Genomic DNA, 24,418 nt, shown 5'->3' on the forward strand with positions numbered 1-24,418 from the left:
TCCCCTTTTTTCGCGTCGCTTGTCATCCAAGGTAGGTGAAACGAAATCAGAGAGATTCTCAATGCCCGTAGTGATGCCCTGCAGTACGCGTCTGGGTTCTTCCAGGCTGCGCCCGTTGTTGCACTTGAGTCTGTTGCTGAGTCTGAGTGCCTGTCCGTTGTTCATCACTGCCGGTTGGGCCGAAGACGCGCCTCGACGCAGTTATCAGGTGCCGGCAGGAAGCCTCAGTGCAGCGCTGACCCGTTTCGCCGGGCTGGCCGGGGTCAATCTGTCAGTGGACCCGGCACTGGTGGGCAGTCGCACCAGCCCTGGACTCTCCGGCGAGTACGCGGTCGAGGAGGGCTTTGCCCGACTGTTGCAGGGCTCCGGTCTGCAACTGCAGCCGGTAGGCGAAGAGGCGTACATCCTGACCCCGGCGCCGGAAGGCAGCAGCCTGCAACTGGGCGCCACCTCGATTCTCGGTGCCATTGACCCGGTGGACGGCGATCCGTATGCCGGCGGCCAGGTCGCGCGCCGTGGTTCGCAAGGCCTGCTGGGCTCGAAAGACTTTATGGAAACGCCGTTCAGCATGACCACCTACACCAGTGAGGTGGTCAAAAACCAACAGGCGCGTACTTTGGGCGACCTGATCGCCAATGACCCCTCGGTTCGCGCCACCAACCCGGCGGGTGGGCGCTATGAGCAGTTCACCATTCGCGGGCTGAGCCTGTTCAATAGTGATGTTTCCTACAACGGTCTCTACGGCGTCCTGCCGACCTACACGATCGACATGGAGATGGCCGACCGCGTCGATGTCCTCAAAGGTCCAAGCCAGCTCATCAACGGCATCTCGCCGCGGGGCAGCGTGGGTGGCGGGATCAACGTGGTGCCCAAGCGCGCGACCGACAAGCCCATCACTTCGTTCACCGGTAGCTACGCTTCCGACAACCAGGTCGGCGGTGCCGTGGATGTCGGCCGACGCTTTGGTGAAGACAACAAGTTCGGCCTTCGTTTCAACGGCGTGAAGCAGTCCGGCGACACCGAATGGGATCACCAGAATGTCGACCGCGAGATGGCCGTGCTGGGCCTGGATTTTCGCGGTGAACGCCTGCGACTCTCGACGGATATCGGGCGCACCGAACGTGATACCGACGCACCGCAGGAGCGCGTACAGGTTGGCCCTAACGCGCAGGTTCCGCATGCCAGCGATGTGCGCCGCAATTATGCGCAGCCCTGGAGCAAGGGGAGTACCAATGACACTTTCGGGACGGTGAATGGCGAATTCGATGTCAACGATTCCGTCATGCTGTATGGCGGCGTGGGGGCACGTAAAAGTAATCATGACTTCCTTCGTCATGCCGTTTCGGTTACCAACGACGCTGGCGATTTCAGCGTTCAACCACGTGACTTCACCCGTGACGAAAATGTCCGGACAGCCACCGCGGGGGTGCGCAACTGGTTTCATACCGGCCCGGTGAGCCATGAAGTCAACCTGGCTGCCAGCTATTACTACATGGACTTCGAAAATGGCGGTGCCCGTTATGCCGCAGCCCGCAGCAACCTCTATGACCCCGTGGAAACACCAACGCCTGTCAGACCCACGCGACAGGATTCGAAGGTCTACACCGAGAACCGTTCCACCGGCGTGGCGTTGTCCGACACCCTGGGTTTCTTCGATGACCGGCTGCTGCTGACCCTCGGCGCCCGCTGGCAGCGCGTGAAGGTTGACGACTGGACCGATAACGTCAGAGGCGACACCGCCTACGACGATGAAAAGGTTTCGCCGTCGGGCGGCATCCTGTTCAAGGCGACCGACAAGCTGTCGCTGTATGCCAACTACATGGAAGGCCTGAGCCAGGGCAAGATCGCACCGTCGACCTCGGTGAACGAGGACGAGATCTTCCCGCCGTTCATCAGCCGCCAGGTCGAGGTCGGCGCCAAGTATGACGCCGGTGCGTTCGCCGTCACCGCCGCCGTGTTCCGGATCAAGCAGCCGGCCTACGAGACCAACGCCACGACGCGCGTCTTCGGCCCGAACGGCAAACGTGAGAACACCGGTGTGGAACTGAGTGTGTTCGGTGAACCGCTCGATGGTTTCCGTCTGCTCGGCGGTGTCATGTACATCGACAGCGAGTTGAGCAACACCACCAATGGCACCTTCGACGGCAACCGGGCGCCGGCCACGCCGAAATACAACGTCAACCTGGGCGCCGAGTGGGACGTACCGACCGTACAGGGCCTGACCCTGACCAGCCGCGGTATCTATTCCAGCTCGCAGTACCTGGACCAGTCCAACAACAAGGAAATCGACTCCTGGGAGCGTTTCGACGTGGGCGCACGCTACGCGTTCAAGGTCGAGGAGAAGAACATCACCCTGCGTGCCAACGTCGAGAACGTGGCGGACAAACGCTACTGGAGTTCGGCCGGAGCCTCGGATGACAGTGAGCCTGGTTTGACGCTGTCGACCCCGCGCACCTACCTACTTTCGGCGACCGTCGACTTCTGATTCACCCCTGTCATGCGCCCCAGGGAGCGGGGCGCCATCGTTGGACTATTACCTGATTCGTATAGAGGAAGGACATATGCACACCCTCAGTTAATGAACAATCAAGACACTTGCGTATAAGTCGATATCTGTCGGTAGCCTATACAGAAGTTGTCAGTTGCATTACAAGATCATGGCTGGATCATGGCACTTGCGGAGTTTTATACCAGGTTTATTAACTTGGTCTTTTGCGTGTCTGATAGTTTTTAAAGTAGTTCAAATTACTATATGTAAATATTCCAAATAGTACTAAGAATTAGTTGCAACAACTTGCTAATGAGAATAAGTTGCATATCGAATTTAACGAGGGTGAAGCGATGTTGAATGATGGCGTATTGCACTCTAATCCTTTGCAAAAAACCAATGCCGACTATCTGGCTCGACAAAGTAAGTTCGAATCCAATGTGCGCAGTTATCCACGCAAGTTACCGCTGGCCATCGCCAAGGCGCACGGGCTCTGGGTGACCGATGTCGAGGGCAATAGTTACCTCGACTGCCTGGCCGGCGCCGGCACTTTGGCCCTGGGGCACAATCATCCGGCCGTCATGGCCAGCCTCGACAGCTTCCTCGCCTCAGGCCTGCCGATGCATACCCTGGACCTGACCACCGCGGTCAAGGACGCTTTCTGCGAAACCTTGCTCAGCCTGTTGCCGAACCAGGGCCGTGATTACTGTCTGCAATTTTGCGGGCCATCCGGGGCGGATGCAGTGGAGGCCGCGCTGAAGCTGGCCAAGACCTACACCGGGCGCAACAACATCATCAGTTTCTCCGGGGCCTACCATGGCATGACCCACGGCGCACTGGCCCTGACCGGCAACACTGCGCCGAAAAATGCCATCGCCAGCCTGATGCCCGGGGTGCAGTTCATGCCGTACCCCCACGAATACCGTTGCCCGCTGGGCATTGGCGGTGAGGCCGGGGTCGAGGCCTTGACCCACTATTTCGCCCAGTTCATCGAAGACGTCGAAAGCGGCGTGTCACTGCCGGCGGCGGTGATCCTTGAAGCGGTGCAGGGTGAGGGCGGGGTCAACTGTGCCCCGGCGAGCTGGCTGCGGGCGATCCGCGAAGTGACGCGCAAGCACGGCATCCTGCTGATCCTCGACGAAGTGCAGACCGGATTCGCCCGCACCGGCAAGATGTTCGCCTTCGAATACGCCGACATCGAGCCGGACCTGATCGTCATGTCCAAAGCGGTCGGTGGCGGTTTGCCCATGGCGGTGCTGGGCATCCGTCGTGAATTCGACGCCTGGGAGCCAGGCAATCACGCCGGCACCTTCCGCGGCAACCAGATGGCCATGGCCGCCGGGCTGGCCACGTTGCAGGTGCTGCAACAGCAAAACCTCGCCGCCCAGGCCGAGCGCCGTGGCCAGTGGCTCAAGGACCGACTGGTCGAGTTGCAGGCGCATTATCCGGCCATCGGCCAGGTGCGCGGTCGCGGCCTGATGCTGGGCATCGAGATCGTCGACGAGCGCCAGCCGGCGGATCGCCACGGGCATTTCCCGATGGACCCGGCGCTGGCTGCGGCCATCCAGCAACAGTGCTTCAAACAAGGCCTGTTGCTGGAGCGCGGCGGGCGTAAGGGCAATGTCATCCGCTTGTTGCCGCCATTGATTATCGACGATGAACAATGCCAGCAAGTGATCCAGCGTTTTGATAACGCAATGGCTGCCGCTTTATTGCAGTTGCGCCCTTGAATGAATCAATCGAAGTTGCGTTAGCAGTTCGCCGAGTTGCAGTTTGATACGGTTGCTGCAAGTAACTTTGGTGGTCGTCTGATTGTTTAAAAAGGTTCAGTGAAGTGATGTCGTTACGTGGGGTTTCGTCGGCTGTTAAACAGGTCGATCAGCAACTAATTTTTTCGCCATATAACGTGTCCAGTGGCCTCGCGGGCTACTGTGGAGCACCCATGAATCATCCAGATCGCAGTGTTTTATCGAATATGGTCAGTGAGTTGGCGACGACGCGCGCGTTGCTTAATTGTTTGATCAAAGAGTTCGCCTTGCCGGAAAACTGCCTCAGTTACAGTTGGCCGACGCAGATGCAAGGTATCGCCCCGGGCAGTTACCTCGAGGGTCTGGAATGGAAGGGCATTCCCCTGACCATCAGCCTGCCCAACCAGCAGCAGTTCTTTGTGATGGTGGACCGCCGTGATGGTCTGGGCAGTCACCGTTACCTGTCGGACGTCTATGCGCGGCGTGGCGAGGGCGACTGGTCGTGCCTGAGGTTTACCGAGTTCGTCGAGCAGTTGCTCGCGGCGTGCGAACACATGACCCGCGCCAGCAACGACGAGTTGCTGGATCAGGTATTGCAAAGCCAGTTGCTGACCGCCGCCATCGTCGGCCATAACATGGACGGACAGCACCCGGCACCGCTCAGCGGTTATCTCGCCAGTGAGCAGGGCTTGTGGTTCGGTCATCCGAACCACCCGGCACCCAAGGCGCGCCTGTGGCCAGCTCATCTGGCCCAGGAAACCTACGCCCCGGAATTCCAGGCCCGTACGCCGTTGCACCTGTTCGAGGTGCCGTTGGAAGGATTGAGCGTCGGGGCTAACGGCCTGAGCAAAGCCCAAGTGCTGGCCGGTTTTGCCGATCAAGCGCAGGCGCGGCCAGGGCATGCGGTTATTTGCATGCATCCGGTACAGGCCCAGCTGTTCATGCAGGATGGTCGGGTTCAGCGTTTGTTGAAATCCGCGGCCATCGTCGATCTTGGCGCCACAGGGCTGATGGCCAACCCCACGGCGTCCATCCGTACCTGGTACATCGAGGGCCATGAGTTCTTCATCAAAGGCTCGCTGAACGTGCGCATCACCAACTGCGTCAGGAAAAACGCCTGGTACGAACTGGAAAGCGCACTGATGATCGACCGAGTCTTTCGTAACCTCCAATTGACCCAACCCGAAACCCTTGGCGGGCTCTCGGTGGTGGCCGAACCGGGCAATCTGAGCTGGGCGCCGCAACAGGCCAGCGAAGCCGATAACCACTGGTTCCGCGAGCAGACCGGGGCGATCCTGCGGGAGAACTTCTGCCTCGACACCGGCACCGACTGCAGCATCATGGCCGGTACGTTGTTCGCCCGTGGCCTGCATTTACCGCCATTGGTGCATGAGTTCCTGAGCCGGTTCAACGGCAATGACATCGACGACCAACAGCTGTTGAGCTGGTTCGACGATTATCAGGCGCTGCTGCTACGGCCGGTGCTGGCGTTGTTCTTCAATCACGGCATCGTGATGGAACCGCACTTGCAGAACAGCGTGCTGGTGCATGACAACGGTCGTCCACAACGCTTGCTGCTGCGGGATTTCGAAGGGGTCAAACTGACCGATGAACTGGGTGCTTCCCGGATCGACGCAGACGCCCATCCTCGGGTTCGTGAGTCGCTGCTCTATTCCCGCCAGCAGGGCTGGAATCGCATCGTCTATTGCCTGTTCGTCAACAACTTGTCCGAGGCGGTACTGGCCCTGAGCTGGGAGCGTCCGCACCTGGCGCCGCTGATGTGGCAACGGGTGGAGCAGCAATTGATCAGCATCCGCGCCGAATTGACCCGCGCTGCGCCGGAGTTGGACGCACTGATCGCCGGCCAGCCGATTGCCTGTAAAACCAACCTGAAAGTCCGCCTGGCAGCCAAGGCTGATCGCCAGGCCGGCTACGTCACGCTGGTGTCCCCATGGGGCAAGGAGGCCACGCATGGATAAGCTGCCCGCAGCGGTTGTGGCCGCGATCGACGAAGTCCGTACACAACAAGAAGATCCGCTGGCGCTGTTCATCTATGACCTGGACGCGCTGAAACAGCACGTGACGCAAGTGATGGCAGTGCTGCCCGAAGGCGTAGAGCTTTACTACGCGATCAAGGCCAACAGCGAACCGCAAATCCTGGCCGCCGTGGCGCCGTTGGTGCATGGGTTCGAGATTTCCTCCGGCGGCGAGATCGATCGTCTCCAGGCCTGCCCGACGCGCAAGCCATTCATCTTCTCCGGCCCCGGCAAACTGGACTCCGATCTGCGTTCGGCGCTGCAACACCAGGTCGCGGCGATTCACATCGAAAGTCTGAATGAAATCGTCCGTCTGCAACGGCTTGCACTGGAAGCGGGGCGCGTGCAAGACGTCTTGCTGCGGATCAACCCCGAACTGCCGTCGCCGCTCTCCAGCAAACTGGCGATGGCCGGCACGGCCACGCCATTCGGGATCGATGAGTCGGAACTGGCTCAGGCGGTCAGCTGGGTCGATAACGCCAGCCACCTGCGGCTCAAGGGTTTCCATGTGCATGCGATGTCCCATCAGTCGCTGGTGGAACGCCATGAACAGTTGCTTGATCTGTACCTGCAGCGCTGGCCGCAATGGAAAGCGTTGTCGGCCGATCCTGCGGCGATCACCCACCTCAATGTGGGCGGCGGCATCGGCGTCAATTACCTCGGGCCGCAGCAATTCGACTGGCAGCGCTTGTGCGCGCATTTGGGGCAGAGCCTTGCAGCGTGTGCCGATGCGCCTATCGTGCGCTTTGAGCCCGGTCGTTTCATCAGCGCCTTCTGCGGCTATTACGCCATTGAAGTGCTGGACAAGAAAACCAGTCACGGCAAGCACTTCCTGGTCTGTCGGGGTGGCACTCATCAGTTCCGATTGCCGGTTGCCCAGGGACATGATCACCCGGTCATTCATCTGCCCCGGCATCGCGTAACGCCAACGGCGACGCAACAGGACTGGACCGTCGTGGGGCAGCTCTGTACGCCCAAGGATGTGCTGAGCCGCGATTGCCCGCTCACCGGGGTGGATGTCGGCGACATGCTGGTGCTGCCGCTGGCGGGTGCCTATGGCTACAACATCTCCCACGTCGATTTCCTCTGTCATCCGCGACCGCCGCAGGTGTTTGTGCAAGAAGCCGGAGTCGCCCCGTGGGATTGACGTTTGCCGTGCCGCGCTGGTTGGTGGTGGTCAATGTGTTGTTGGGCACGCTGACGGTCAGCCTGAACAACAGCTCCCTGAACCCGGCGTTGCCGGCGTTTATGGAAGCCTTTGAAATAGGCCCGCTGTTGGCCACCTGGATTGTGGCTGCGTTCATGGTGAGCATGGGCATGACCATGCCCCTCACCAGTTTTCTCAGCCAGCGAATGGGGCGCAAATCCCTGTATTTGTGGGGCGTGGCGTTGTTTGTCTGCGGTTCGCTGCTGGGGGCGTTGGCCAACTCCATCGCGCTGGTGATTGCCGCGCGCGTGGTGCAAGGCATTGCCAGCGGGCTGATGATTCCGCTGTCCCTGGCGATCATTTTTTCGGTGTACGCCAAGGGCGAGCGGGGCAGGGTCACCGGCCTGTGGGGCGCGGCGGTCATGCTGGCGCCGGCATTGGGGCCCTTGTGCGGCAGCCTGATGCTGGAGTGGTTCAGTTGGCGCTCGCTGTTCCTGATGAATGTACCGATTGGCCTGCTGGCGCTGATCCTTGGCATCGGCGTGCTGCCGGCTTCTGAAGCATCGGAACGCAAACCTTTCGACCTGGCGGGTTACCTGTTGATCGCGACGGGCATCGGTCTGCTGATGATTGCCGTTGGCCGCTTGCGCCATGCCGAAGCCCTCACTGATCCGCTCAACCTCGGCATGCTGCTGGCGGCTGTCCTGTGTCTGGTCGCGTTTGTACGACTGGAACTGAACCGGACTTCGCCGCTGCTCAACCTGCGCATCTTTGCCCTGCGCGGTTATCGCTTGAGCGTGATCATCGCCGTGGTGCAGTCGGTCGGCATGTTCGAATGCCTGGTCCTGCTGCCGCTGTTGGTGCAAGTAGTGATGGGCTTCAGCGCTATCTGGACCGGCCTGTCGCTGCTGTGCACGGCGATATTCGCCAGCCTGTTCGGGCATCTCGGCGGCAAGTGGCTGGACCGACACGGCCCGCGCGGCGTGGTGCTCTGGGGGCTGCTGCTGACCGGGGGCGCCACCCTGGGATTGGGCATGTTGGGCGCTGGCGCTTCAATCGGTGTGGTGTTTTTTCTGATGATGGTCCGCGGCGCCGGGCTGGGCCTGTCCTACATCCCCATCACCACCGCAGGGCTCGATGCGCTGCCTGAACCGATGGTCACTCAGGGCGCGGCGATGAACAACATTTCCCGTCGTCTCGTCTCGTCACTGGCCATCGTGATTGCCTCGCTCTGGCTGGAGTTTCGCCTGGCCGCCGAGACAGCGAACGGCGTTGTTTCGGTGGCAACCCCGGGGGCGATCAGCGAGGTCTTCATGGCCACCGGCATCCTCATCCTGCTGGCATTGCCCTGTGCCTGGCGTTTTCCCGTTCACGCATCCGACGAGCCGGCCGAGGCATTGCCCTCAGCCCTCGAACACCGTTAATTCTTTCATGGACAAGGTTATGACTATGGCGACTTCTTCACAGGCAACACCTCAGGCTGCGGATTCTGCGCCAGGCGTCTGGCTGGCGACGGCCGATCCCCGCCACTATCAGCAAGTGGAGCAGCGCGTGGTGGGCCAACTGCTGCAAACGCTGTTGTATGAAAACGTCCTGCCGTATCGCCATTCGCCCATCGATGGCGGCCAATACCGTTTTGTCGTCAGCGGCGTCGATGCGCAGCAACAACCGGTGGAGTACCAGTGCAGCGGATTGCTCAGCGAAAGCTTCGAGTTGATCCGCCTCGACTATGCCAGTCTCGAACGCGTTGACGCGTTGGGCGCACGCCACCGGCCGCACCTTCATCAAGCATTGGCAGAGCTGTTGAGCGAACTTCAGGACAGCCCGCACCTGCCACGCTTCACTCATGAACTGGAGCAGACCCTGCTCAAGGATCTGCAATCGCGCAGCCAGGGTTACCAAGCGACCAAGCCAACCCATCAACTGGATGTCGATGCGCTGGAACAGCACTTCATGGACGCCCACAGCTATCACCCTTGCTACAAATCGCGCATCGGTTTCTCGCTCAAGGGCAACGCCCGTTACGGACCGGAATTTGCCGCGCCCATCGCGATTGTCTGGCTGGCCGTGGCCAAGTCCTGCGGGGCGATGAATATCTCGCAGCACCTGGATTACAACGGGTTTATCCAGAAGGAATTCGGACTTCAGCGCTGGCAGCAACTGGTTGAGAGCCTTACCGACCAAGGCAAGGCGATGGGCGATTACTGGCTGATGCCGGTGCACCCGTGGCAGTGGGAAAACGTCATTGTTCCCGTGTTCTACCCAGAACTGGTCAGCGGTGAGGTGATCTATCTGGGCACTACCGATGACCGTTATCAGGCGCAGCAGTCGATCCGCACCCTGGCCAATGTCACTGAAAAAAAGCGGCCGTACGTCAAGCTCGCGCTGAGCATGACCAACACCTCCAGCACGCGAATTCTGGCCCGGCATACGGTGATGAACGGCCCGATCATCACCGACTGGTTGCAGCAGTTGATCGGCAGCGACAGCACCGCCCGCGACCTTGGCTTTGTGATTCTCGGCGAAGTGGTTGGCGTCAGCTTTGACTACGATCACCTGCCCGCCACGCGGATGTCCCAGGCCTACGGCACGATGGGCACCCTGTGGCGCGAGAGCATTCACCAGTACCTGCAAGACGACGAGCAGGCGGTGCCTTTCAATGGTCTGAGTTCCGTGGACAATCGCTACGGCAGCGGTGAGCAGACCCCGTTTATCGATGCCTGGATCGCTCAATACGGCCTGCACGCCTGGACGCGCCAGCTGTTGCAGGTCGCGGTTTCGCCGATCATTCACATGCTGTACGCCGAAGGCATCGGCATGGAATCCCATGGGCAGAACATCGTCTTGATCGTGAAGCAGGGCTGGCCGCAACGTATTGCCCTGAAAGACTTTCATGACGGTGTGCGCTATTCACCGCAGCACTTGGGGCGCCCCGAGCTGTGCCCGACCCTGGTGCCGTTGCCCGCCAGCCACGCCAAGCTCAATCGCAATTCGTTCATCCTCACCGACAACCTGGATGCGGTCCGGGATTTTTCCTGTGATTCGTTCTTTTTCATCGCCCTGGCCGAGATGGCGATCTTCCTGCATCAGCACTATCAGCTCGAAGAGGCTCTGTTCTGGAAAATGACCGCCGAGGTGATCACCGCCTACCAGGCTGAACATCCGCAACACCGTCCGCGTTACGCAGCGTTTGATGTCTTCGCGCCTTTCTATGAAGTGGAAGAGCTGACCAAGCGCCGCCTGCTGGGCGACGGCGAACGTCGTTTCAAATCGGTGCCTAATCCGCTGCACGCGTTCCGGCCGCAATCATGCTGAGGACCAATCTGCTCAAGCAGAAGCTCGGAACAGGTGAGCCGGTCTACGGCCTGATCAGCTCGATTCCGTCGCCTGCGGCCATCGAACTGATTGCCGAGGCGGGTTTTGATTTTGTGATCATCGATATGGAACACGTGCTGATCAATCCCGAGACCGTGGAGAACATGATTCGCACCGCTGAGAGTTACGCGCTGACCCCGCTGGTGCGGGTGGCGGACCTCAACCCGAAAACCCTGCTGCGCCTGCTCGATGGCGGCGCCCAGGGCATTGTGCTGCCGATGATCGAAGGCCCCGAGCCCTTGGCCGAAAGCATTCGAGCCTGCAAATACCACCCGCAGGGCACCCGTAGCCTGAATGCCGGGCGCCCCGGTGCCTTTGGCAAACACAGCCTGGCGGAGTACCTCGCGCTGGCCAACGAGCAAATCATGGTCGTGGCGATGATCGAGAGTGCCGAAGGTGTGCGGCGGGCGGCAGAGATTGCCGCCGTGCCCGGCCTCGACATGATCCTCGAAGGGGCCGCCGACTTGTCGCAATCGATGGGCATGCCCTGGCAGATCGACCGACCCGAGGTGCAGCAAGCGCTGCTCTCCAGTTGGCAAGCGGCGAGTGCCGCGGGCGTGCCGTATTGCGCGATTCCACGTCAGCCGGGCGACCACGAACGGTGGTTGGCTCGCGGCGTAAAAAGCTTTGTTTTGGGTGACGAGCGTGGCATCGCTTTTCGTGCCCTCCAGGCCAAACTGGCCGCCACTTCAGCAGAAGGAAAATAATCGGATGAACTTCACCACAATGGCCGCCGACAGGGTGATGCAGGATTTGGTCGATTGTTTGCTGGCCGAACATTTTTTCGGTGCCGAGCCGCTGAATCTGGTGGCGCCCTCGTCATCGGCCGATCAGCCGTTTACCGGGTTGAGCGCCGAACAACGGATCTGGGAATGGCCCAGCGATCCCCAAGGTTGCATCGTCATTGCCCTGCGTCCCGGCATTACCCAGCAATGGGAAAAAGTCCCGGGCACGCCGGTTTGGGCGCGACAGAATGAGCAGCTGACCGCGCTATCACCCGAGGCATTTACGACCCAGGTGTTGGCAGGCATGACCGATCGCTACCCGGACAATGAAAAAGGCTTCGCCCTGTTTCTGGATGTGCTGCGCACCAGCGTTCGGCAAACCGAGTTGTCCCTGGCCCATCGGGTTGACAGCGAACGCTTGCTGGAAAAGAGCAACGCGGACTTTTTCCTGACGATGGAACAGTGGGCTTCGCTGCGAGATCGTCCCTACCATCCGCTGGCCAAAGCCAAGCAGGGTTTGGACGACGCGGAATATCAGCAGTATCAGGCGGAGTTTGCTCGTCCGGTGGCGCTCAATTGGGTTGCGGTCGATCGCACGTTGCTGCAATGCGGCGACGGCGTAACGGACCTGGCACAGAGTTATCCCGCCCACTACCTGTTGCCGCCGCTGTTGCAGGCCAACTTGCAACAAGAGCTGCAGCAGCGGGGCATTGCCCAGAGCCACATCGCGCTGCCGGTGCACCCGTGGCAGTTCGAACACGTGCTGGAGGCACAACTCGGCGACGCTTTCACCAAGGGGGATTGCCATCGACTGGACTTCACCGACGGTGATTTTTTCGCCACCTCGTCGTTGCGCTCGATGACCCCGTGCTTCAACAGCGCCGATTACCTCAAGTTGCCGATGGCGATCTATTCACTGGGCGCGTCGCGTTATTTGCCCGCAGTAAAAATGATCAATGGCGGCTTGAGCGAGGCGCTGCTGCGTCAAGCACTGAGCAAGGATGAAACACTGCAACGGTCCCTGCACCTGTGCGACGAAACCAAGTGGTGGGCATTCATGCCGCCAGACGCAACGCTGTTCGACGAAGCGCCGCGTCACCTGTCGGCCATGGTTCGCGGCTATCCGTCGGCGCTGCTGGAAGATTCGGACACTCGACTGGTGCCCATGGCTGCATTGGGCACACCGCTGCCGGGCAGCAATCAGCACTTCTTCGATGACTGGATGGGCTACCGTCAACTGCCGGCCAACGCCGCGTCGGTGATGACGCTGTTCCGCGAACTGTGCCACAGCTTCTTCGATATCAACCTGCGGATGTTCCGCATCGGCATGCTGGGGGAAATTCACGGGCAGAACGCGGTGCTGGTGTGGAAGGCCGGTTACGCCCAGGGCCTGCTGTTGCGCGATCACGACTCGTTGCGCATCTTCGTGCCGTGGCTGGAACGCAACGGTCTGGCTGATCCGGCTTACCGGTTGAAGAAGGGGCACGCCAACACGCTGTACCACGATCGCCCTGAAGACCTGCTGTTCTGGTTGCAGACCCTGGGCATTCAGGTCAACCTCCGCGCCATCATCGATACGCTGGCTGAGGTCTATGCATTGCCGGCGACCGGGTTGTGGACGGCGATGGGCGAAGTGCTCAACGAGTTGATCGACACCCTCGAGTTTGACCCCGAGGCGCGGATCATGATCAAGCACCAGTTGTTCGAAGCGCCACATTGGCCGCAGAAATTGCTGCTCACCCCGATGATCGAACGCGCGGGCGGCCCTGGCAGCATGCCGTTTGGCAAAGGGCAGGTGGTCAACCCGTTTCACAGGCTCGATCGTGATGCCTGAGTTGCGACGAGATCCCTCCAGGCGCACGCTGTTGCGCCTGTCCCTGGGGGCGCTCGCCCTCAGGATTTCTGCGCCGGCATGGGCCGAGGCTGGCGCCGCGCCGTTGCGGGTGATCACCCTGTTCCAGGGCGCCACCGACTGCGCCGTGGTGTTGGGCGTGACCCCGTGTGGCGTGGTTGATTCCTGGAGCGAAAAACCGACCTATCGTTATTTGCGCGCAGCTCTGGGCGCTGTACCCCATGTCGGGTTGGAAACCCAGCCCAGCCTTGAAGACATTGCACTGCTGAAACCGGATTTGATCGTTGCCTCGCGCTTTCGCCACGAACGTATTGCACCGTTACTCAAGCAGATCGCCCCGGTGCTGATGCTGGAGGAAGTGTTTGAGTTCAAAAAGACCCTGGCGCTGATGGGCGCTGCATTACACCAGCAACAGAGGGCCGACGAGATTCTGAACCGATGGCAGCAGCGCGTGGCACAACTGTGCGAGCAACTGCGGCAGACATTTGCCGGACGCTGGCCACCCACGGTGTCGATTCTGGACATCCGCGAAGACCATATCCGCAGTTACCTGCCAGCGAGTTTCCCGGGGTCGGTGCTCACCGAGCTGGGATTCAACTGGAGTGACAGCAGCCGGGAGGCGAGCGGGGTATCGATCAAACTCACCAGCAAGGAGAGCCTTGCGGTGGTGAATGCCGACATCTTTTTTGTGTTCCTGCGCGCGCAGAACGCGGCGGTGCAGCGCAACTACGAGAGCCTGGTGCAACACCCGCTGTGGAAGCAGATGCGTGCCCCGCAGCAAGGGCAGGTGTGGCAGGTCGATGGCGTCGCATGGAGTCTGTCGGGCGGGATGTTGGGAGCGAACCTGATGCTCGACGATGTTGCCCGTGTGGCCGCCGCGCAGGTGATCTCATGAGCCCGGGAGTAAAGCTGTGCAGCGCGGGTGTCGTGTTGCTGCTGTGCTGCGTGTTGAGCCTGGCGGTCGGTGCCACCTGGATTCCACTGCCACAGATTGCCGCGGCGTTTGTCGATCCCGACCCGTTGAGCATCAGTCATGTGCTGGTGACCACCACGCGTCTGTCGCGCACCCTGATGGCGATTTCCGTAGGCGCCAGCCTGGCGGTCGCGGGAGCCCTGATGCAGGCACTGACGCGCAATCCGTTGGCGTCACCCGGATTGTTCGGGATCAATGCCGGAGCGACTTTTTTTATCATCCTGTTTTCCTCGATCTTCTCGCTGTCATCCCCGGATGCCTGGCTATGGTCGGCGTTCATTGGCGCTGCTGTGGCGGGTTGCCTGGTGTGGCTGATCGGCAACATGGGGCAAGGCAGTCTCAGTCCGCTGCGCATCGTGCTGGCGGGCGCGGCGATCGCCGCGTTGTTCTCCGCGTTCAGCCAGGCGTTGCTGGTGGTGAATCAGGATGGACTGGACACGGTGCTGTTCTGGATGGCCGGTTCACTGACCGAACGCAGCCTGTCGACCGCTGCGCCGTTGTTGCTGTGCGGTGTGCTCGGGGTGTCGGGGGCGCTGCTGCTGGCCGGGCAGGTCAACGTGCTGAACGCCGGGGAAGAGATTGCCACCGGGCTGGGGCAGCGAACCGGCTTGATCCGGCTGTTGATGAGCGTGCTGGTGATCTGTCTCGCGGGTAGCGCGGTGGCATTGGCCGGCAGCATTGGTTTCATAGGTCTTCTGGTACCGCACATGGTGCGCAAGGGGTTGTCCATCGACCATCGCTGGTTGCTGCCCGGTTGCGCGCTGCTCGGCGCCATTCTGCTGCTGTTGGCCGATACGCTGTCGCGGGTATTGATCCTGCCTCAGGAGGTGCCGGTGGGGGTGATGACGGCGCTGTTCGGCGCACCGTTTTTCATCATGTTGGCCCGGCGTGGAGGTCGTTATGGATAGGGTGGTGACCTGGCGCCGAGGCGGGTATTCCCGGCGGGTCAACCTCTCCACGTGGTGGCGGTTGGCGGCGGCGCTGGTGCTGACGGTGCTGGTGATGCTCGGCTCGTTGTCGCTGGGGAAAGTCATCCTTTCGCCCCTCGAGGTGATGCGAATCCTGTTTTCCAGCCAGGACGCCAGCCTGACGTTGATCGTCGAGCAACTGCGTTTTCCACGCATTGTGCTGGCGGCGCTGGTGGGGGCTGCTTTGTCGGTGTCCGGGCTGATCCTGCAAAGCATCATTCGCAACCCGCTGGCATCGCCGGACCTGCTGGGCATCACCAGCGGTGCCAGCGCCGCTGCTGTGCTTTACCTGTCGTTCTTGTCCGCGACGTTGGGCCAACAGTTTCTGCCCCTGGCCGCGATGCTCGGTGCGGGTCTGGCGACACTGGCCATTTATCTGCTGGCCTGGAAGCAGGGGGCCTCACCGCTGCGGCTGGTGCTGATCGGTGTGGGCGTCTCGGCGATGTTGACGGCCGCGACCACCTTCATTCTGGTGTTCAGTCCGCTGACCACCACCCTGTCTGCCTACGTTTGGCTGACCGGCAGCGTGTACGGCGCCAGTTGGCCCGAACCGTTGGCGCTGGCTGGTTGGCTGTTGGGCATCTGTCCGCTGCTGGTGCTGTTGGCCCGTCAGGTGATGGTGCAACAGTTGGATGACAACCTGGCCCAGGGCATCGGCGTGCGCGTGCAATGGCTGCGGGCCGGTTTGTTGCTGGTGAGTGTGGCGTTGGCCGGTGCGGCTATTGCCTGGGGTGGGGCGATCGCGTTTGTCGGGCTGATTGCGCCGCATATTGCCAAACGCCTGGTGGCCCCAGGTTTCGCCGGGCAGGCCGTGATGGCAGCCCTGATTGGCGCAAATCTGGTGATGCTGGCGGACCTGGTCGGGCGCACGCTGTTTTTGCCCCTGGATCTACCGGCCGGGATCTTTGTCGCGGTGCTGGGCACACCCTTTTTTCTCTATTTATTGATTAAACAGCGTCATTAAGGAATTCAACGTATGACGTCGATTGCAAGTCGCGGCCTGACCCTGAGTTATCAGCGCCAGGTGATTATTGACGCGCTGGACATGCAACTGCCCAAGGGCAAGATCTCGGTGCTGATTGGCAGTAATGGCTGCGGCAAAAGTACCTTGCTCAAATCCTTCGCTCGTCTGCTGAAGCCGCAGCAAGGCTCGGTGATTCTCAACGGTGTGGATATCCAGCAAAAATCCACGGCGGCGGTGGCGCGTGAGTTGGCCATCCTGCCGCAGACACCGACGGCGCCCGAGGGCATTACCGTTCGCCAGCTCGTGGCCCTGGGCCGATACCCTTATCAAAGCTGGATGCAGCAGTGGTCGGCCGAGGATGAAGCCATGGTCAATCGCGCGCTCACGCAGACCAGTCTGCAGGCGCTGGCGGATCGGCCGGTGGATGCCTTGTCCGGTGGGCAGCGCCAGCGTGCGTGGATCGCCATGACCCTGGCCCAGGACACCGGCATCGTGCTGCTGGACGAGCCGACGACCTTCCTCGACCTAGCTCACCAGATTGAAGTGCTGGACCTGCTGCGCGACCTCAACCGGCTCGAGAACAAAACCATCATCATGGTGCTTCACGATCTCAACCTGGCCTGTCGTTATGCGGACCATATGGTCGCGGTGCATGAGCGTACGGCATTTGCCCAGGGCCGGCCTGAGGACGTCTTGACTCAGGCGCTGGTCAAAACCGTGTTCGACCTCAACTGCAGGATTATTCCTGACCCGTTCTTTGGTACGCCGATGTGCATCCCGTTTGGTCGGGAATTGCCGCAATGACTCTGGCTCACCACTTCACCGCGCAAGAGTGGAACGTGCTGGGCGCTGGGTTGCGGTTGAAGGACAGCGCCGAGCGTGATCCATTACGCTCGCTGATGGCGCGTGACCTGTTGCAGGAAGATGTGTGCGAGCGTTTGCTGGACGCATTGAGCCCGGTCATTGGCTCGCCGTCGCGGGCGATCACCGCCTCGCTGCTGGGCAAGCGCCTGTCGTTTCTGGCCACCGGAGCCTGTTTGTACGCCATGTCGGTGTACGACAAAGGCTTGCTGCTGTCCCTGGACAACACGGTGATCGAGTACGGCCATGATGACGGGCTGTGGACGTCTTCGATGCCGCTGGCTCATTCCCTGCCGCTGACGTACGGCGCAGGTGAGCGCGAGGCCTGGCGGGAAACCCTGGTGCAGTCACTGTTTGCCGGGCTGTTGAAGCCGCTGTGGCAAACCTTCAACCGTGTGAGTGGTGTTTCACGGCGCATCTTGTGGGAAAACTCCGCCGTACGCGTGTATTCGTTGTATGAAAAGCGCATGGCAAAAATCGACGAGCCGTCGGTACGCGAGCGCTATGAAGCGGACTTCAGGTGGTTGCTGACCCAGGCAGAACCTGCGCTGTTCGGCCTCGATTACAACCCGTTGAGCCATTTCCGCCGACCGCCGACGATGGTCGACGAGGGGCAGCGCAGCATTCGTTTTCGACGAACCTGCTGCTTCTATTACCTGGCGACTGAGCCCGCTGAATATTGTTCGACCTGCCCACTGCTGCGTCCGGGGAAATGCCGATGAGTTATCAGATCAACCCTCGCCAGCAGCTCGTCACCCCGGCGTTGCTCAACACCTACCGGTCGATCCCTTCGTCAACCATCGGCCATTTTTCCGATCGGGGTTTCCTGCGGGGGATCAAGCCGCTGTTCAACGACATCCGCATGGTCGGCACTGTCGTCACCGTCAAAGTCTTCCCGCCGGATGGCAGCATTTTGCGTGAAGCGCTGTTGCTGAGTGAGCCGGGCGACGTGCTGGTGATCGAATGTGTGGGTGACGAGGAGTGTGGCTGCTGGGGCGAACTGCGTACCCTGGCCGGGTTGATCAAGGGGTTGGCCGGCGTGGTGGTGTCGGGTGCGGTCACGGATGTCAGTGCATTGCGTCGCCATGGGTTGCCGATCTTTTGCCGGGACGTCAGTGCGTACACGACTCGCGGCATTGGCGCCCGAGGGGAAGTCAATCGGTCGATCAATGTGGGCGGGGTTCAAGTGCAGCCGGGGGACCTGGCCATTGGTGATGATGACGGCGTCTACATCCTCGATGCCCAGCGTGCGGCCGAGCTGCTTCCCGAGCTCTTGGCCAAAGAGGAAATGGACCAACAGCGCAGGGCCGAATTCTTGCAGAGGCTCAATCAGCGAAAGAGCTGACTTCCCGAGCGGCAATGAAAAGGGGCAACTGTGCAGTTGCCCCTTTTTTCGTCTATCGGTCAGAAGCCGAGTTTGTCTCGCAGTCCGTAATACCAGGCGCCCAACGCAGCGAATGGTGTACGCAGCAGTTGTCCGCCGGGGAACGGGTAGTGGGGCAGGTCGGCGAACGCGTCGAAACGCTCAGCCTGGCCACGCAACGCTTCGGCCAACACCTTGCCCGCCAGGTGCGTATAGGTCACGCCATGGCCGCTGCAACCCTGGGAATAGTAGATGTTGTCGCCCAGGCGTCCGACCTGAGGAAGACGCGACAAGGTCAGCAGGAAATTTCCGGTCCAGGCGTAATCGATCTTCACGTCCTTGAGCTGCGGGAATGCTTTGAGCATCTTCGGCCGAATAATCGCCTCGATGTTCGCCGGATCCCGCGCGCCATACACCACGCCACCGCCGAAAACCAGGCGCTTGTCGCCGGTCAAACGGTAGTAGTCGAGCAGGTAGTTGCAGTCCTCGACGCAGTAATCCTGCGGCAACAGGCTCTTGGCCAATGCTTCGCCCAAGGGTTCCGTGGTGATCACCTGAGTCCCGCAGGGCATCGATTTGGCGGCCAGTTCCGGCACCAGATTGCCGAGATACGCGTTACCCGCAACGATGATGAACTTGGCCCTGACCTTGCCCTGAGGCGTATGCACCACGGGATTCGCGCCGCGCTCGATGCGCACTGCCGGCGATTGCTCGTAAATGGTGCCGCCCAACGACTCGACCGCTGCCGCTTCGCCCAACACCAGGTTCAGCGGATGAATGTGCCCACCGCTCATGTCGAGCATGCCGCCGATGTATTGATCGCAAGCAACCACTTCACGGATACGACGCTGATCCATCAATTCAAGCTGCGTGTGACCGAACCGCTCCCACAGACGCTTCTGGGATTCCAGATGGCCCATCTGCTTGGCGGTAATGGCGGCGAATACACCACCGTCCTTCAAGTCGCACTGGATATTATATTTGGCAACCCGCTCACGAATGATCCGCCCACCTTCGAACGCCATCTGCCCCAGCAATTGAGCCTGCTTGGGGCCGACACTGCGCTCGATCACATCGATGTCGCGACTATAACTGTTAACGATCTGGCCACCGTTCCGGCCCGACGCACCAAAACCTACCTTCGCCGCTTCAAGCACCGTGACCCGGAAACCGTTTTCCAGCAGAAACAGGGCAGAGGACAGACCGGTGTAACCGGCACCGATCACACAGACATCAGTCTCTACGTCATCCTGCAAGGCCGGGCGCGGCGGAACCGCATTGGCCGATGCGGCGTAATAGGATTCCGGGTAGGGGGTGTTCGCCATCCTGCAGCCTCTGTTTAATATATTTTACGAGTGCATCGATCCTACCCGAGATAAAAATCGACCGCCAGCCACCGCAAAATCTTCTTTGCAGCCGCAAAATTAAATATTTTGCATATTCATAGAGTTAGCTCGAAAAAAGGTGTTGACACCCCTCCGGAATTCCGTAGAATGCCGCCTCACAGCAGGCACGTAGCTCAGTTGGTTAGAGCACCACCTTGACATGGTGGGGGTCGTTGGTTCGAGTCCAATCGCGCCTACCAAACAAAATCCGCTCTGCTGGGCGGTCTAGAAGGGCTCACCGAAAGGTGGGCCCTTTTTTGTTGGGGGCTGTTTGGAAAAACGTTGGAAACGATTTGGAAAAACGAACCACCATCAAAGCGTTAAATCGGCTTTCACCTTCATGTAAACCACAGCGTCATCGCCGTGACCAGCCTGGTAATGCTCAGTCATCTTCACGTCGGCATGACCCATGACAATCTCCAAGTGCACGGGCTTTCCGTAGTTCTGCGTCTTCCCGGGTGACACCTTGATGGTGTTCTGCTCGAGGTCCACGGCCGATTTCGGCACATCACGATATCTTCCCGCCGCTGAAGACTCAGCAGACCCAAACGTATTGCTCGCCTGAGCCAGATTGGTGTCCCCACGTATTCCAATATCTTGTTCAGACCTTCGACGGTGTGCCGCTGGCGCTTCTTCTCGGCCTCTTTCTTGACCAGGGTCAGTTCGGCGGAGTTGCGATCGCACAGGCCCTTGGCCACCGTGAACGCGAACACTTGGACCAGCAGCCCTCGATGCTTGGTGTAGGCGTTGTTCTCGAAACCATCCAGATACTCGGCGATTGTCAGCACATCCAGTTGCCCCATCATCAGGTCGCCAAGGTCCTCGCGGTACCGGGCCAACTTGAATTTGATTTCCTTCAGGGTGCTCGCGGCGTAGGTCTTGGTGGTCAGCCATTCCTTTTCGAAACGCTCCAGACAACCGCTGAACTTCGGTGCGGCGTCACCGGTGAGCATGGCCAGCAACGAACCATCGTCAGCCAGCAACGGAAGCAGCTTGGCGTTGGCGGCGTTGGCCAGTTTGATGGCCTCGACCATCGGCTTGTTGATGCTGGTCTTCTTGCCGGTGATCGGGTTCTTGTACTGCCAGTACTTCCCGTTCGGGTACAGGTTCGCTGGCCGGTCCCGGTTCTTTACTGTCCTGGCGCGCGGGGGAGCCATCAGCGCACCTCCATCATCTTGGCGAGCAACGGATCGTTCGATCCAATCACGGCTGCCTGTAGATCCACGAAATACATCCCGCCTTTTACCTCTCCGATCACTTCGCCTTCCTCAATCCATTTTTTCAACTGCTGCAGACTCAGCTTGCCGCCGGCGTAGCGCAGCTTCCGATACTCGCCTGCCTCCATGAGGCGTGGCACCCTTGCTCAGCTCGCCCAGCTCCCAGTCGTGGCGCCCGGTCTGTTGCCGCCGGCGCTGGACGATGCACTTCTTGGCTAGGGTAGGGAGCGCGTCACCGCTGAATACGGTGGAACTCATCCCGCGATCCAAGCAGTTCAGAACGTAGTCCCAACCGCAATCGGCGACGAACTCCGCGACGGTGCGCGGCCCCATGCCGCCCCAGTAGGCATTCCAGCTGTTGTCCCAGCAGTTGATGGTGATCTTGCCCTGGGCGGTCTGGTAGTTCGGATTGGATTCGGTCGGGCAGTCGCGGCGGCCGAAGTCCTCGAGGAACACGGTGATCGCGTCGAGTCGCGCCGCGCCGGTGATGACCAACTTCGTCACGGTCGACCGCTCCAACCTTTTCAATTCGTTTAGCGGCCGCTCGGACGGTGTTCGGCGAGAGTTTGAATTCCTCCGCAACTTCTGCAACGTGCTTGTAGATGAGTGCATCGTGGATTTGTTGATCTCGGGCTCCGTTACGCAGGCCCGCATAGATGACTGCTTGCATAGGTTGTCTCCAGGCAGACGCCTGCCTCGCGGGCTGGCGTGATTCGTTGAAGTGGGGTATTTGTGTTCGGCCCGGCATGGAGCCGGATCAAGGAGATCGAAATGGTGTTAGTGGATAGGCCGTACCCAGTTGTCTATGAGCATCGAGGCGTTAAAGCGAAGATTGATTTCGAATGGGATAGCGACAGTGATTCTGTGCCAACAGGACTTAGAATCGCTGTTGAGATCGAAGAAAGGCAGGTTGAAGCAATCCGTGAAAATGCCAAGTACAACAGCTTCAATGAGGCGTTAGCCCGCGGTAAAGCATTGGCGAGGCTAGACATCGATTTGACTCTTGGGCCTGATCTTTCGGCTTGAAAACAGTACTCAGCGCAATAGGTTAGGGTGGGTCAGGCGGCTGGCGCAGAGTCGTGAAAAACGTCCATCTGTGCCGCGCCGTCGAGCCAGGCCGCTGCAATTCGGCGTTCAGCCATGGCGGCATAGTGCGGGTTTAGTTCGCAGAGGACTGACTTTCGGCCTTCCTGCATGGCGACCACCGCCGTGGTACCGGCACCGCCGAAAGGGTCCAGCACAATACCGCCCCGCGGAGCCCCGGCCAAAACACATGGACGGATCAGGTCGGGCGGGAAGGTGGCGAAGTGGGCACCTTTGAAGCTGTGGGTTGCCACGGTCAAAACGCTGCGCTTGTTCCGCTCACTCGGCATCACCGCAAGGGCTGAGTTCATCGACTCGTTGTCCTTGATGCGTCCCCGGCATCGTTCTTTATCGTCTGAACCATGGCCCCATCCGACACCGTTCGATTTCCTGGCCACAGCCTTCATGTTGCTGTCCCGTCCTGAAATAGGTTTACACCGGTTTCAGGCTAGACACTGCGATTTGCAAAATTCCCACCTCAAAACGCCAGCTCGGCTCCACCTCCAGATTCTCGACCTTCTTTTCGTCGTGTCTTCACTTTGCCGGTGGCCCGCTCGATGACGTGATAGGCGTTCCCGCCGAAGCGAACCGCGCTTACTGGTGCCTCCTTGCCGATCAGCACGTTGTTAATTCAGGCTTTGGATTTGGTTTGCTGTATCTGACCTGTGAATCATTGAGCGGCCTCACGGTCATATCGCTGACCTTTGCATTCAGGACGTTCAAATGAAGCGTGCAGTAATAATGTTCATGGCCATTTCAGGCTCTCTCCTGCTGGGAGGCTGTGGGCCTCACTGGGACGACGGAGAAAGGTACGGTCGAGATCGTGATCGAGGTCATGATTACCGTCGTGGATACGACCGAGGTTATGACGATGATCGAAGGGATGACCGCAGATATGATCGTCGTGACGATGATCAGGGGTATGAACGCAATCACGGCCGTGATCGTGATCGTGACGATAGAGGCGACTGAATGCGCTTGTCTTCAGCGGCGCGGGATGCCAGTGATTCAGGCGTAAGATAGCGGTGCTACCTCATCAAAAGGAGCCGCATATGATCGCCGGCCAAACGAACAATCAGGTATCTGAGGGCAGAGCTGTTTGGGATCAATACTTCTGCGCTGCGTTGATTGCGGAAAGCAATTTGACGGCACCGGTTGTAGGAGGGGCTACTCATGAAGACAGGCAGAACCTGTTGATTGAAAGGGCCAAAGCTCTCGCCGACAAGATGATGGAAAACAGAAAATAACCAGAGCCCAGCCATCGCGCTGGGCTCTTCACATCCGGATTTCGGCATTGATGCAGCGTTACTAAGTCAGGCAATCAAGTCTACTTTGCCACTAGCAAGGCGATAGACGCCTCCCACTATCTTCAACGTGCCCTTGCTGAGTGCATCTGTCAGCAGTGGTGAGGCATTTTTGAGGCGGTTAACCGAATCTTTGACATTCTGCGCTGTAGCGTTGTCGATAAGGCTTCCGGGGTTATTGAGCACTTTCTCGATGGAGGGTTTAAGTGCGTCAGTCAATTTCGGGATGTGGCCAGGGAATACAGTGTGATCTTTTACTGCCTTTATACCTGCACTAATGGCGCCGCAGCTCTCATGCCCCAGTACGAGGATCAGTGGTGCGCCGAGCACCGCGACAGAGTATTCAAGGCTTGCCAACCCCTCATCGGTAACGAAATTGCCCGCGACGCGTATGGCGAAAAGATCGCCTCGAGCAGTATCAAAAGCATACTCAGGGGCGATACGGGAGTCAGAGCAACCGAGTACCGACACGAACGGGTTCTGGCCTGAGACCAAGGCTTCCCGCTCTGACTTGAAGTCATGTGTCTTGGAGTTGCCGGAAACATACCGTTCATTTCCCTCCATAAGCCTTTGAAGTGCCATGTCAGGACTGATGGAGTTTTGTGGTTTTGGCGGAGCAGCGGTTTTCTCGGCAGCCTGAACGAATTTGTCGGGCAGTGCACCGGCAAGTAGCAGAGCGCCTGCCCCTAGTCCGGCAAACTGAAGAAATCTACGACGACCACTCGCGTTTTGAACAGGGTTTGAATCACATGATTTACACATGATCTTGTGTACTCAGGTCGGTTGATGGGAGTGACTTGCTGTTGGGAGGCAAGTGCTTCCAGGGACCTTCGGCACTTGTGGTTGGAGTCTAGACGGGATGTAACATTATGTTGCTCAGGGTTTGCTGCCAGGCAAGGCGGGGGGCGTGGGTTTGGTCGCCTTTAACA

21 protein-coding genes, 1 tRNA gene and 1 pseudogene are annotated in these 24,418 nt (G+C 59.7%); 18 read left to right on the top strand and 5 right to left on the bottom strand.

All coding sequences use genetic code 11. The features are described 5' to 3' along the window. Positions 1-61: 61 nt before the first annotated feature. The 14 genes from JFU47_RS27345 to JFU47_RS27410 all read left to right on the top strand — a co-directional run bounded on the left by JFU47_RS27345 (position 62) and on the right by JFU47_RS27410 (position 18,482). On the top strand, positions 62-2,485 hold the full coding sequence (locus JFU47_RS27345; protein WP_201187001.1) for a TonB-dependent receptor: 2,424 nt from the start codon (positions 62-64) through the stop codon (positions 2,483-2,485). A 356-nt stretch (positions 2,486-2,841) separates the two neighbouring features. Then, positions 2,842-4,218, top strand: a complete 1,377-nt coding sequence (locus JFU47_RS27350; protein ID WP_201187351.1) for a diaminobutyrate--2-oxoglutarate transaminase — start codon at positions 2,842-2,844, stop codon at positions 4,216-4,218. Between the two features lie 212 nt (positions 4,219-4,430). After that, positions 4,431-6,215, top strand: coding sequence for an IucA/IucC family protein (locus JFU47_RS27355; protein WP_201187003.1), 1,785 nt, complete (start codon positions 4,431-4,433; stop codon positions 6,213-6,215). Next, complete coding sequence (locus JFU47_RS27360; RefSeq protein WP_201187005.1) at positions 6,208-7,419, top strand: type III PLP-dependent enzyme; 1,212 nt, start codon at positions 6,208-6,210, stop codon at positions 7,417-7,419. The genes JFU47_RS27355 and JFU47_RS27360 overlap by 8 nt, the downstream gene beginning before the upstream one ends. Further along, positions 7,416-8,843: a DHA2 family efflux MFS transporter permease subunit gene (locus JFU47_RS27365; protein WP_201187353.1), complete on the top strand. Its 1,428-nt coding sequence runs from the start codon at positions 7,416-7,418 to the stop codon at positions 8,841-8,843. Before JFU47_RS27360 ends, JFU47_RS27365 begins: the two co-directional genes overlap by 4 nt. Positions 8,844-8,862: 19 nt before the next feature. After that, positions 8,863-10,734 carry an IucA/IucC family protein gene (locus JFU47_RS27370; RefSeq protein ID WP_201187007.1) on the top strand — a complete coding sequence of 624 codons (1,872 nt, stop codon included), beginning with the start codon at positions 8,863-8,865 and terminating at the stop codon, positions 10,732-10,734. Continuing rightward, the gene (locus tag JFU47_RS27375; RefSeq protein ID WP_201187009.1) at positions 10,728-11,501 is read left to right on the top strand and encodes an HpcH/HpaI aldolase family protein; all 774 of its coding nucleotides are present in this window, start codon (positions 10,728-10,730) and stop codon (positions 11,499-11,501) included. Before JFU47_RS27370 ends, JFU47_RS27375 begins: the two co-directional genes overlap by 7 nt. Positions 11,502-11,505: 4 nt before the next feature. Then, the gene (locus JFU47_RS27380; protein ID WP_201187011.1) at positions 11,506-13,353 is read left to right on the top strand and encodes an IucA/IucC family protein; all 1,848 of its coding nucleotides are present in this window, start codon (positions 11,506-11,508) and stop codon (positions 13,351-13,353) included. Then, positions 13,346-14,266, top strand: a complete 921-nt coding sequence (locus JFU47_RS27385; protein ID WP_201187013.1) for an ABC transporter substrate-binding protein — start codon at positions 13,346-13,348, stop codon at positions 14,264-14,266. The genes JFU47_RS27380 and JFU47_RS27385 overlap by 8 nt, the downstream gene beginning before the upstream one ends. Continuing rightward, the gene (locus JFU47_RS27390) at positions 14,263-15,252 is read left to right on the top strand and encodes a FecCD family ABC transporter permease (RefSeq protein ID WP_201187015.1); all 990 of its coding nucleotides are present in this window, start codon (positions 14,263-14,265) and stop codon (positions 15,250-15,252) included. Before JFU47_RS27385 ends, JFU47_RS27390 begins: the two co-directional genes overlap by 4 nt. Beyond that, entirely contained in the window at positions 15,245-16,276 is a 1,032-nt protein-coding gene (locus JFU47_RS27395) for a FecCD family ABC transporter permease (protein ID WP_201187017.1), read from the top strand. Before JFU47_RS27390 ends, JFU47_RS27395 begins: the two co-directional genes overlap by 8 nt. Before the next feature lie 12 nt (positions 16,277-16,288). After that, positions 16,289-17,080, top strand: a complete 792-nt coding sequence (locus JFU47_RS27400) for an ABC transporter ATP-binding protein (protein WP_046054203.1) — start codon at positions 16,289-16,291, stop codon at positions 17,078-17,080. Continuing rightward, complete coding sequence (locus JFU47_RS27405; protein ID WP_201187019.1) at positions 17,077-17,859, top strand: IucA/IucC family C-terminal-domain containing protein; 783 nt, start codon at positions 17,077-17,079, stop codon at positions 17,857-17,859. The genes JFU47_RS27400 and JFU47_RS27405 overlap by 4 nt, the downstream gene beginning before the upstream one ends. Next, on the top strand, positions 17,850-18,482 hold the full coding sequence (locus JFU47_RS27410) for an RraA family protein (RefSeq protein WP_201187354.1): 633 nt from the start codon (positions 17,850-17,852) through the stop codon (positions 18,480-18,482). Before JFU47_RS27405 ends, JFU47_RS27410 begins: the two co-directional genes overlap by 10 nt. Positions 18,483-18,541: 59 nt before the next feature. On the opposite strand, the gene JFU47_RS27415 is transcribed toward JFU47_RS27410, so the two are convergent. Further along, complete coding sequence (locus JFU47_RS27415; RefSeq protein ID WP_140893578.1) at positions 18,542-19,825, bottom strand: NAD(P)/FAD-dependent oxidoreductase; 1,284 nt, start codon at positions 19,823-19,825, stop codon at positions 18,542-18,544. Between the two features lie 183 nt (positions 19,826-20,008). Here JFU47_RS27415 and JFU47_RS27420 point away from each other — a divergent pair. Then, positions 20,009-20,085: transfer RNA gene (locus tag JFU47_RS27420), tRNA-Val, on the top strand. A 192-nt stretch (positions 20,086-20,277) separates the two neighbouring features. Here JFU47_RS27420 and JFU47_RS27425 read toward each other — a convergent pair. Both JFU47_RS27425 and JFU47_RS27430 read right to left on the bottom strand, forming a co-directional pair. Further along, the gene (locus JFU47_RS27425) at positions 20,278-21,042 is read right to left on the bottom strand and encodes a phage integrase Arm DNA-binding domain-containing protein (RefSeq protein WP_242485163.1); all 765 of its coding nucleotides are present in this window, start codon (positions 21,040-21,042) and stop codon (positions 20,278-20,280) included. Positions 21,043-21,153: 111 nt separating this feature from the next. Next, the gene (locus JFU47_RS27430) at positions 21,154-21,606 is read right to left on the bottom strand and encodes a hypothetical protein (protein ID WP_242485164.1); all 453 of its coding nucleotides are present in this window, start codon (positions 21,604-21,606) and stop codon (positions 21,154-21,156) included. A gap of 267 nt (positions 21,607-21,873) precedes the next feature. Here JFU47_RS27430 and JFU47_RS27435 point away from each other — a divergent pair, with 267 nt between their 5' ends. Then, entirely contained in the window at positions 21,874-22,128 is a 255-nt protein-coding gene (locus tag JFU47_RS27435) for a hypothetical protein (RefSeq protein WP_140679614.1), read from the top strand. 32 nt (positions 22,129-22,160) lie between these two features. On the opposite strand, the pseudogene JFU47_RS27440 reads toward JFU47_RS27435, so the two are convergent. Then, positions 22,161-22,463 (bottom strand): annotated as a pseudogene (locus tag JFU47_RS27440) (DNA methyltransferase); the annotation flags it as partial. A gap of 545 nt (positions 22,464-23,008) precedes the next feature. Between JFU47_RS27440 and JFU47_RS27445 the strand changes: the two are divergent. Together JFU47_RS27445 and JFU47_RS27450 are read left to right on the top strand one after the other, a co-directional pair. Continuing rightward, entirely contained in the window at positions 23,009-23,203 is a 195-nt protein-coding gene (locus JFU47_RS27445; RefSeq protein WP_201187021.1) for a hypothetical protein, read from the top strand. A gap of 34 nt (positions 23,204-23,237) precedes the next feature. Further along, complete coding sequence (locus tag JFU47_RS27450) at positions 23,238-23,432, top strand: hypothetical protein (protein WP_140679612.1); 195 nt, start codon at positions 23,238-23,240, stop codon at positions 23,430-23,432. A gap of 66 nt (positions 23,433-23,498) precedes the next feature. Here JFU47_RS27450 and JFU47_RS27455 read toward each other — a convergent pair whose 3' ends face one another. Beyond that, positions 23,499-24,251, bottom strand: coding sequence for a carbonic anhydrase (locus tag JFU47_RS27455; protein ID WP_201187022.1), 753 nt, complete (start codon positions 24,249-24,251; stop codon positions 23,499-23,501). Between the last annotated feature and the right edge of the window lie 167 nt (positions 24,252-24,418).

The organism is Pseudomonas sp. TH39(2020) (assembly GCF_016650715.1).
GTDB lineage: Bacteria > Pseudomonadota > Gammaproteobacteria > Pseudomonadales > Pseudomonadaceae > Aquipseudomonas > Aquipseudomonas mandelii_C.

Bases quoted from the DNA above. Each gene is read 5' to 3' on its own strand.
- JFU47_RS27405 (WP_201187019.1), top strand. From the start codon at position 17,077: ATGACTCTGGCTCACCACTTCACCGCGCAAGAGTGGAACGTGCTGGGC.
- JFU47_RS27370 (WP_201187007.1), top strand. From the start codon at position 8,863: ATGACTATGGCGACTTCTTCACAGGCAACACCTCAGGCTGCGGATTCT.
- JFU47_RS27360 (WP_201187005.1), top strand. From the start codon at position 6,208: ATGGATAAGCTGCCCGCAGCGGTTGTGGCCGCGATCGACGAAGTCCGT.
- JFU47_RS27375 (WP_201187009.1), top strand. From the start codon at position 10,728: ATGCTGAGGACCAATCTGCTCAAGCAGAAGCTCGGAACAGGTGAGCCG.
- JFU47_RS27450 (WP_140679612.1), top strand. From the start codon at position 23,238: ATGATCGCCGGCCAAACGAACAATCAGGTATCTGAGGGCAGAGCTGTT.
- JFU47_RS27355 (WP_201187003.1), top strand. From the start codon at position 4,431: ATGAATCATCCAGATCGCAGTGTTTTATCGAATATGGTCAGTGAGTTG.
- JFU47_RS27400 (WP_046054203.1), top strand. From the start codon at position 16,289: ATGACGTCGATTGCAAGTCGCGGCCTGACCCTGAGTTATCAGCGCCAG.
- JFU47_RS27385 (WP_201187013.1), top strand. From the start codon at position 13,346: ATGCCTGAGTTGCGACGAGATCCCTCCAGGCGCACGCTGTTGCGCCTG.
- JFU47_RS27415 (WP_140893578.1), bottom strand. From the start codon at position 19,825: ATGGCGAACACCCCCTACCCGGAATCCTATTACGCCGCATCGGCCAAT.
- JFU47_RS27350 (WP_201187351.1), top strand. From the start codon at position 2,842: ATGTTGAATGATGGCGTATTGCACTCTAATCCTTTGCAAAAAACCAAT.
- JFU47_RS27435 (WP_140679614.1), top strand. From the start codon at position 21,874: ATGGTGTTAGTGGATAGGCCGTACCCAGTTGTCTATGAGCATCGAGGC.
- JFU47_RS27455 (WP_201187022.1), bottom strand. From the start codon at position 24,251: ATGTGTAAATCATGTGATTCAAACCCTGTTCAAAACGCGAGTGGTCGT.
- JFU47_RS27395 (WP_201187017.1), top strand. From the start codon at position 15,245: ATGGATAGGGTGGTGACCTGGCGCCGAGGCGGGTATTCCCGGCGGGTC.
- JFU47_RS27380 (WP_201187011.1), top strand. From the start codon at position 11,506: ATGAACTTCACCACAATGGCCGCCGACAGGGTGATGCAGGATTTGGTC.
- JFU47_RS27345 (WP_201187001.1), top strand. From the start codon at position 62: ATGCCCGTAGTGATGCCCTGCAGTACGCGTCTGGGTTCTTCCAGGCTG.
- JFU47_RS27390 (WP_201187015.1), top strand. From the start codon at position 14,263: ATGAGCCCGGGAGTAAAGCTGTGCAGCGCGGGTGTCGTGTTGCTGCTG.
- JFU47_RS27410 (WP_201187354.1), top strand. From the start codon at position 17,850: ATGCCGATGAGTTATCAGATCAACCCTCGCCAGCAGCTCGTCACCCCG.
- JFU47_RS27425 (WP_242485163.1), bottom strand. From the start codon at position 21,042: ATGGCTCCCCCGCGCGCCAGGACAGTAAAGAACCGGGACCGGCCAGCG.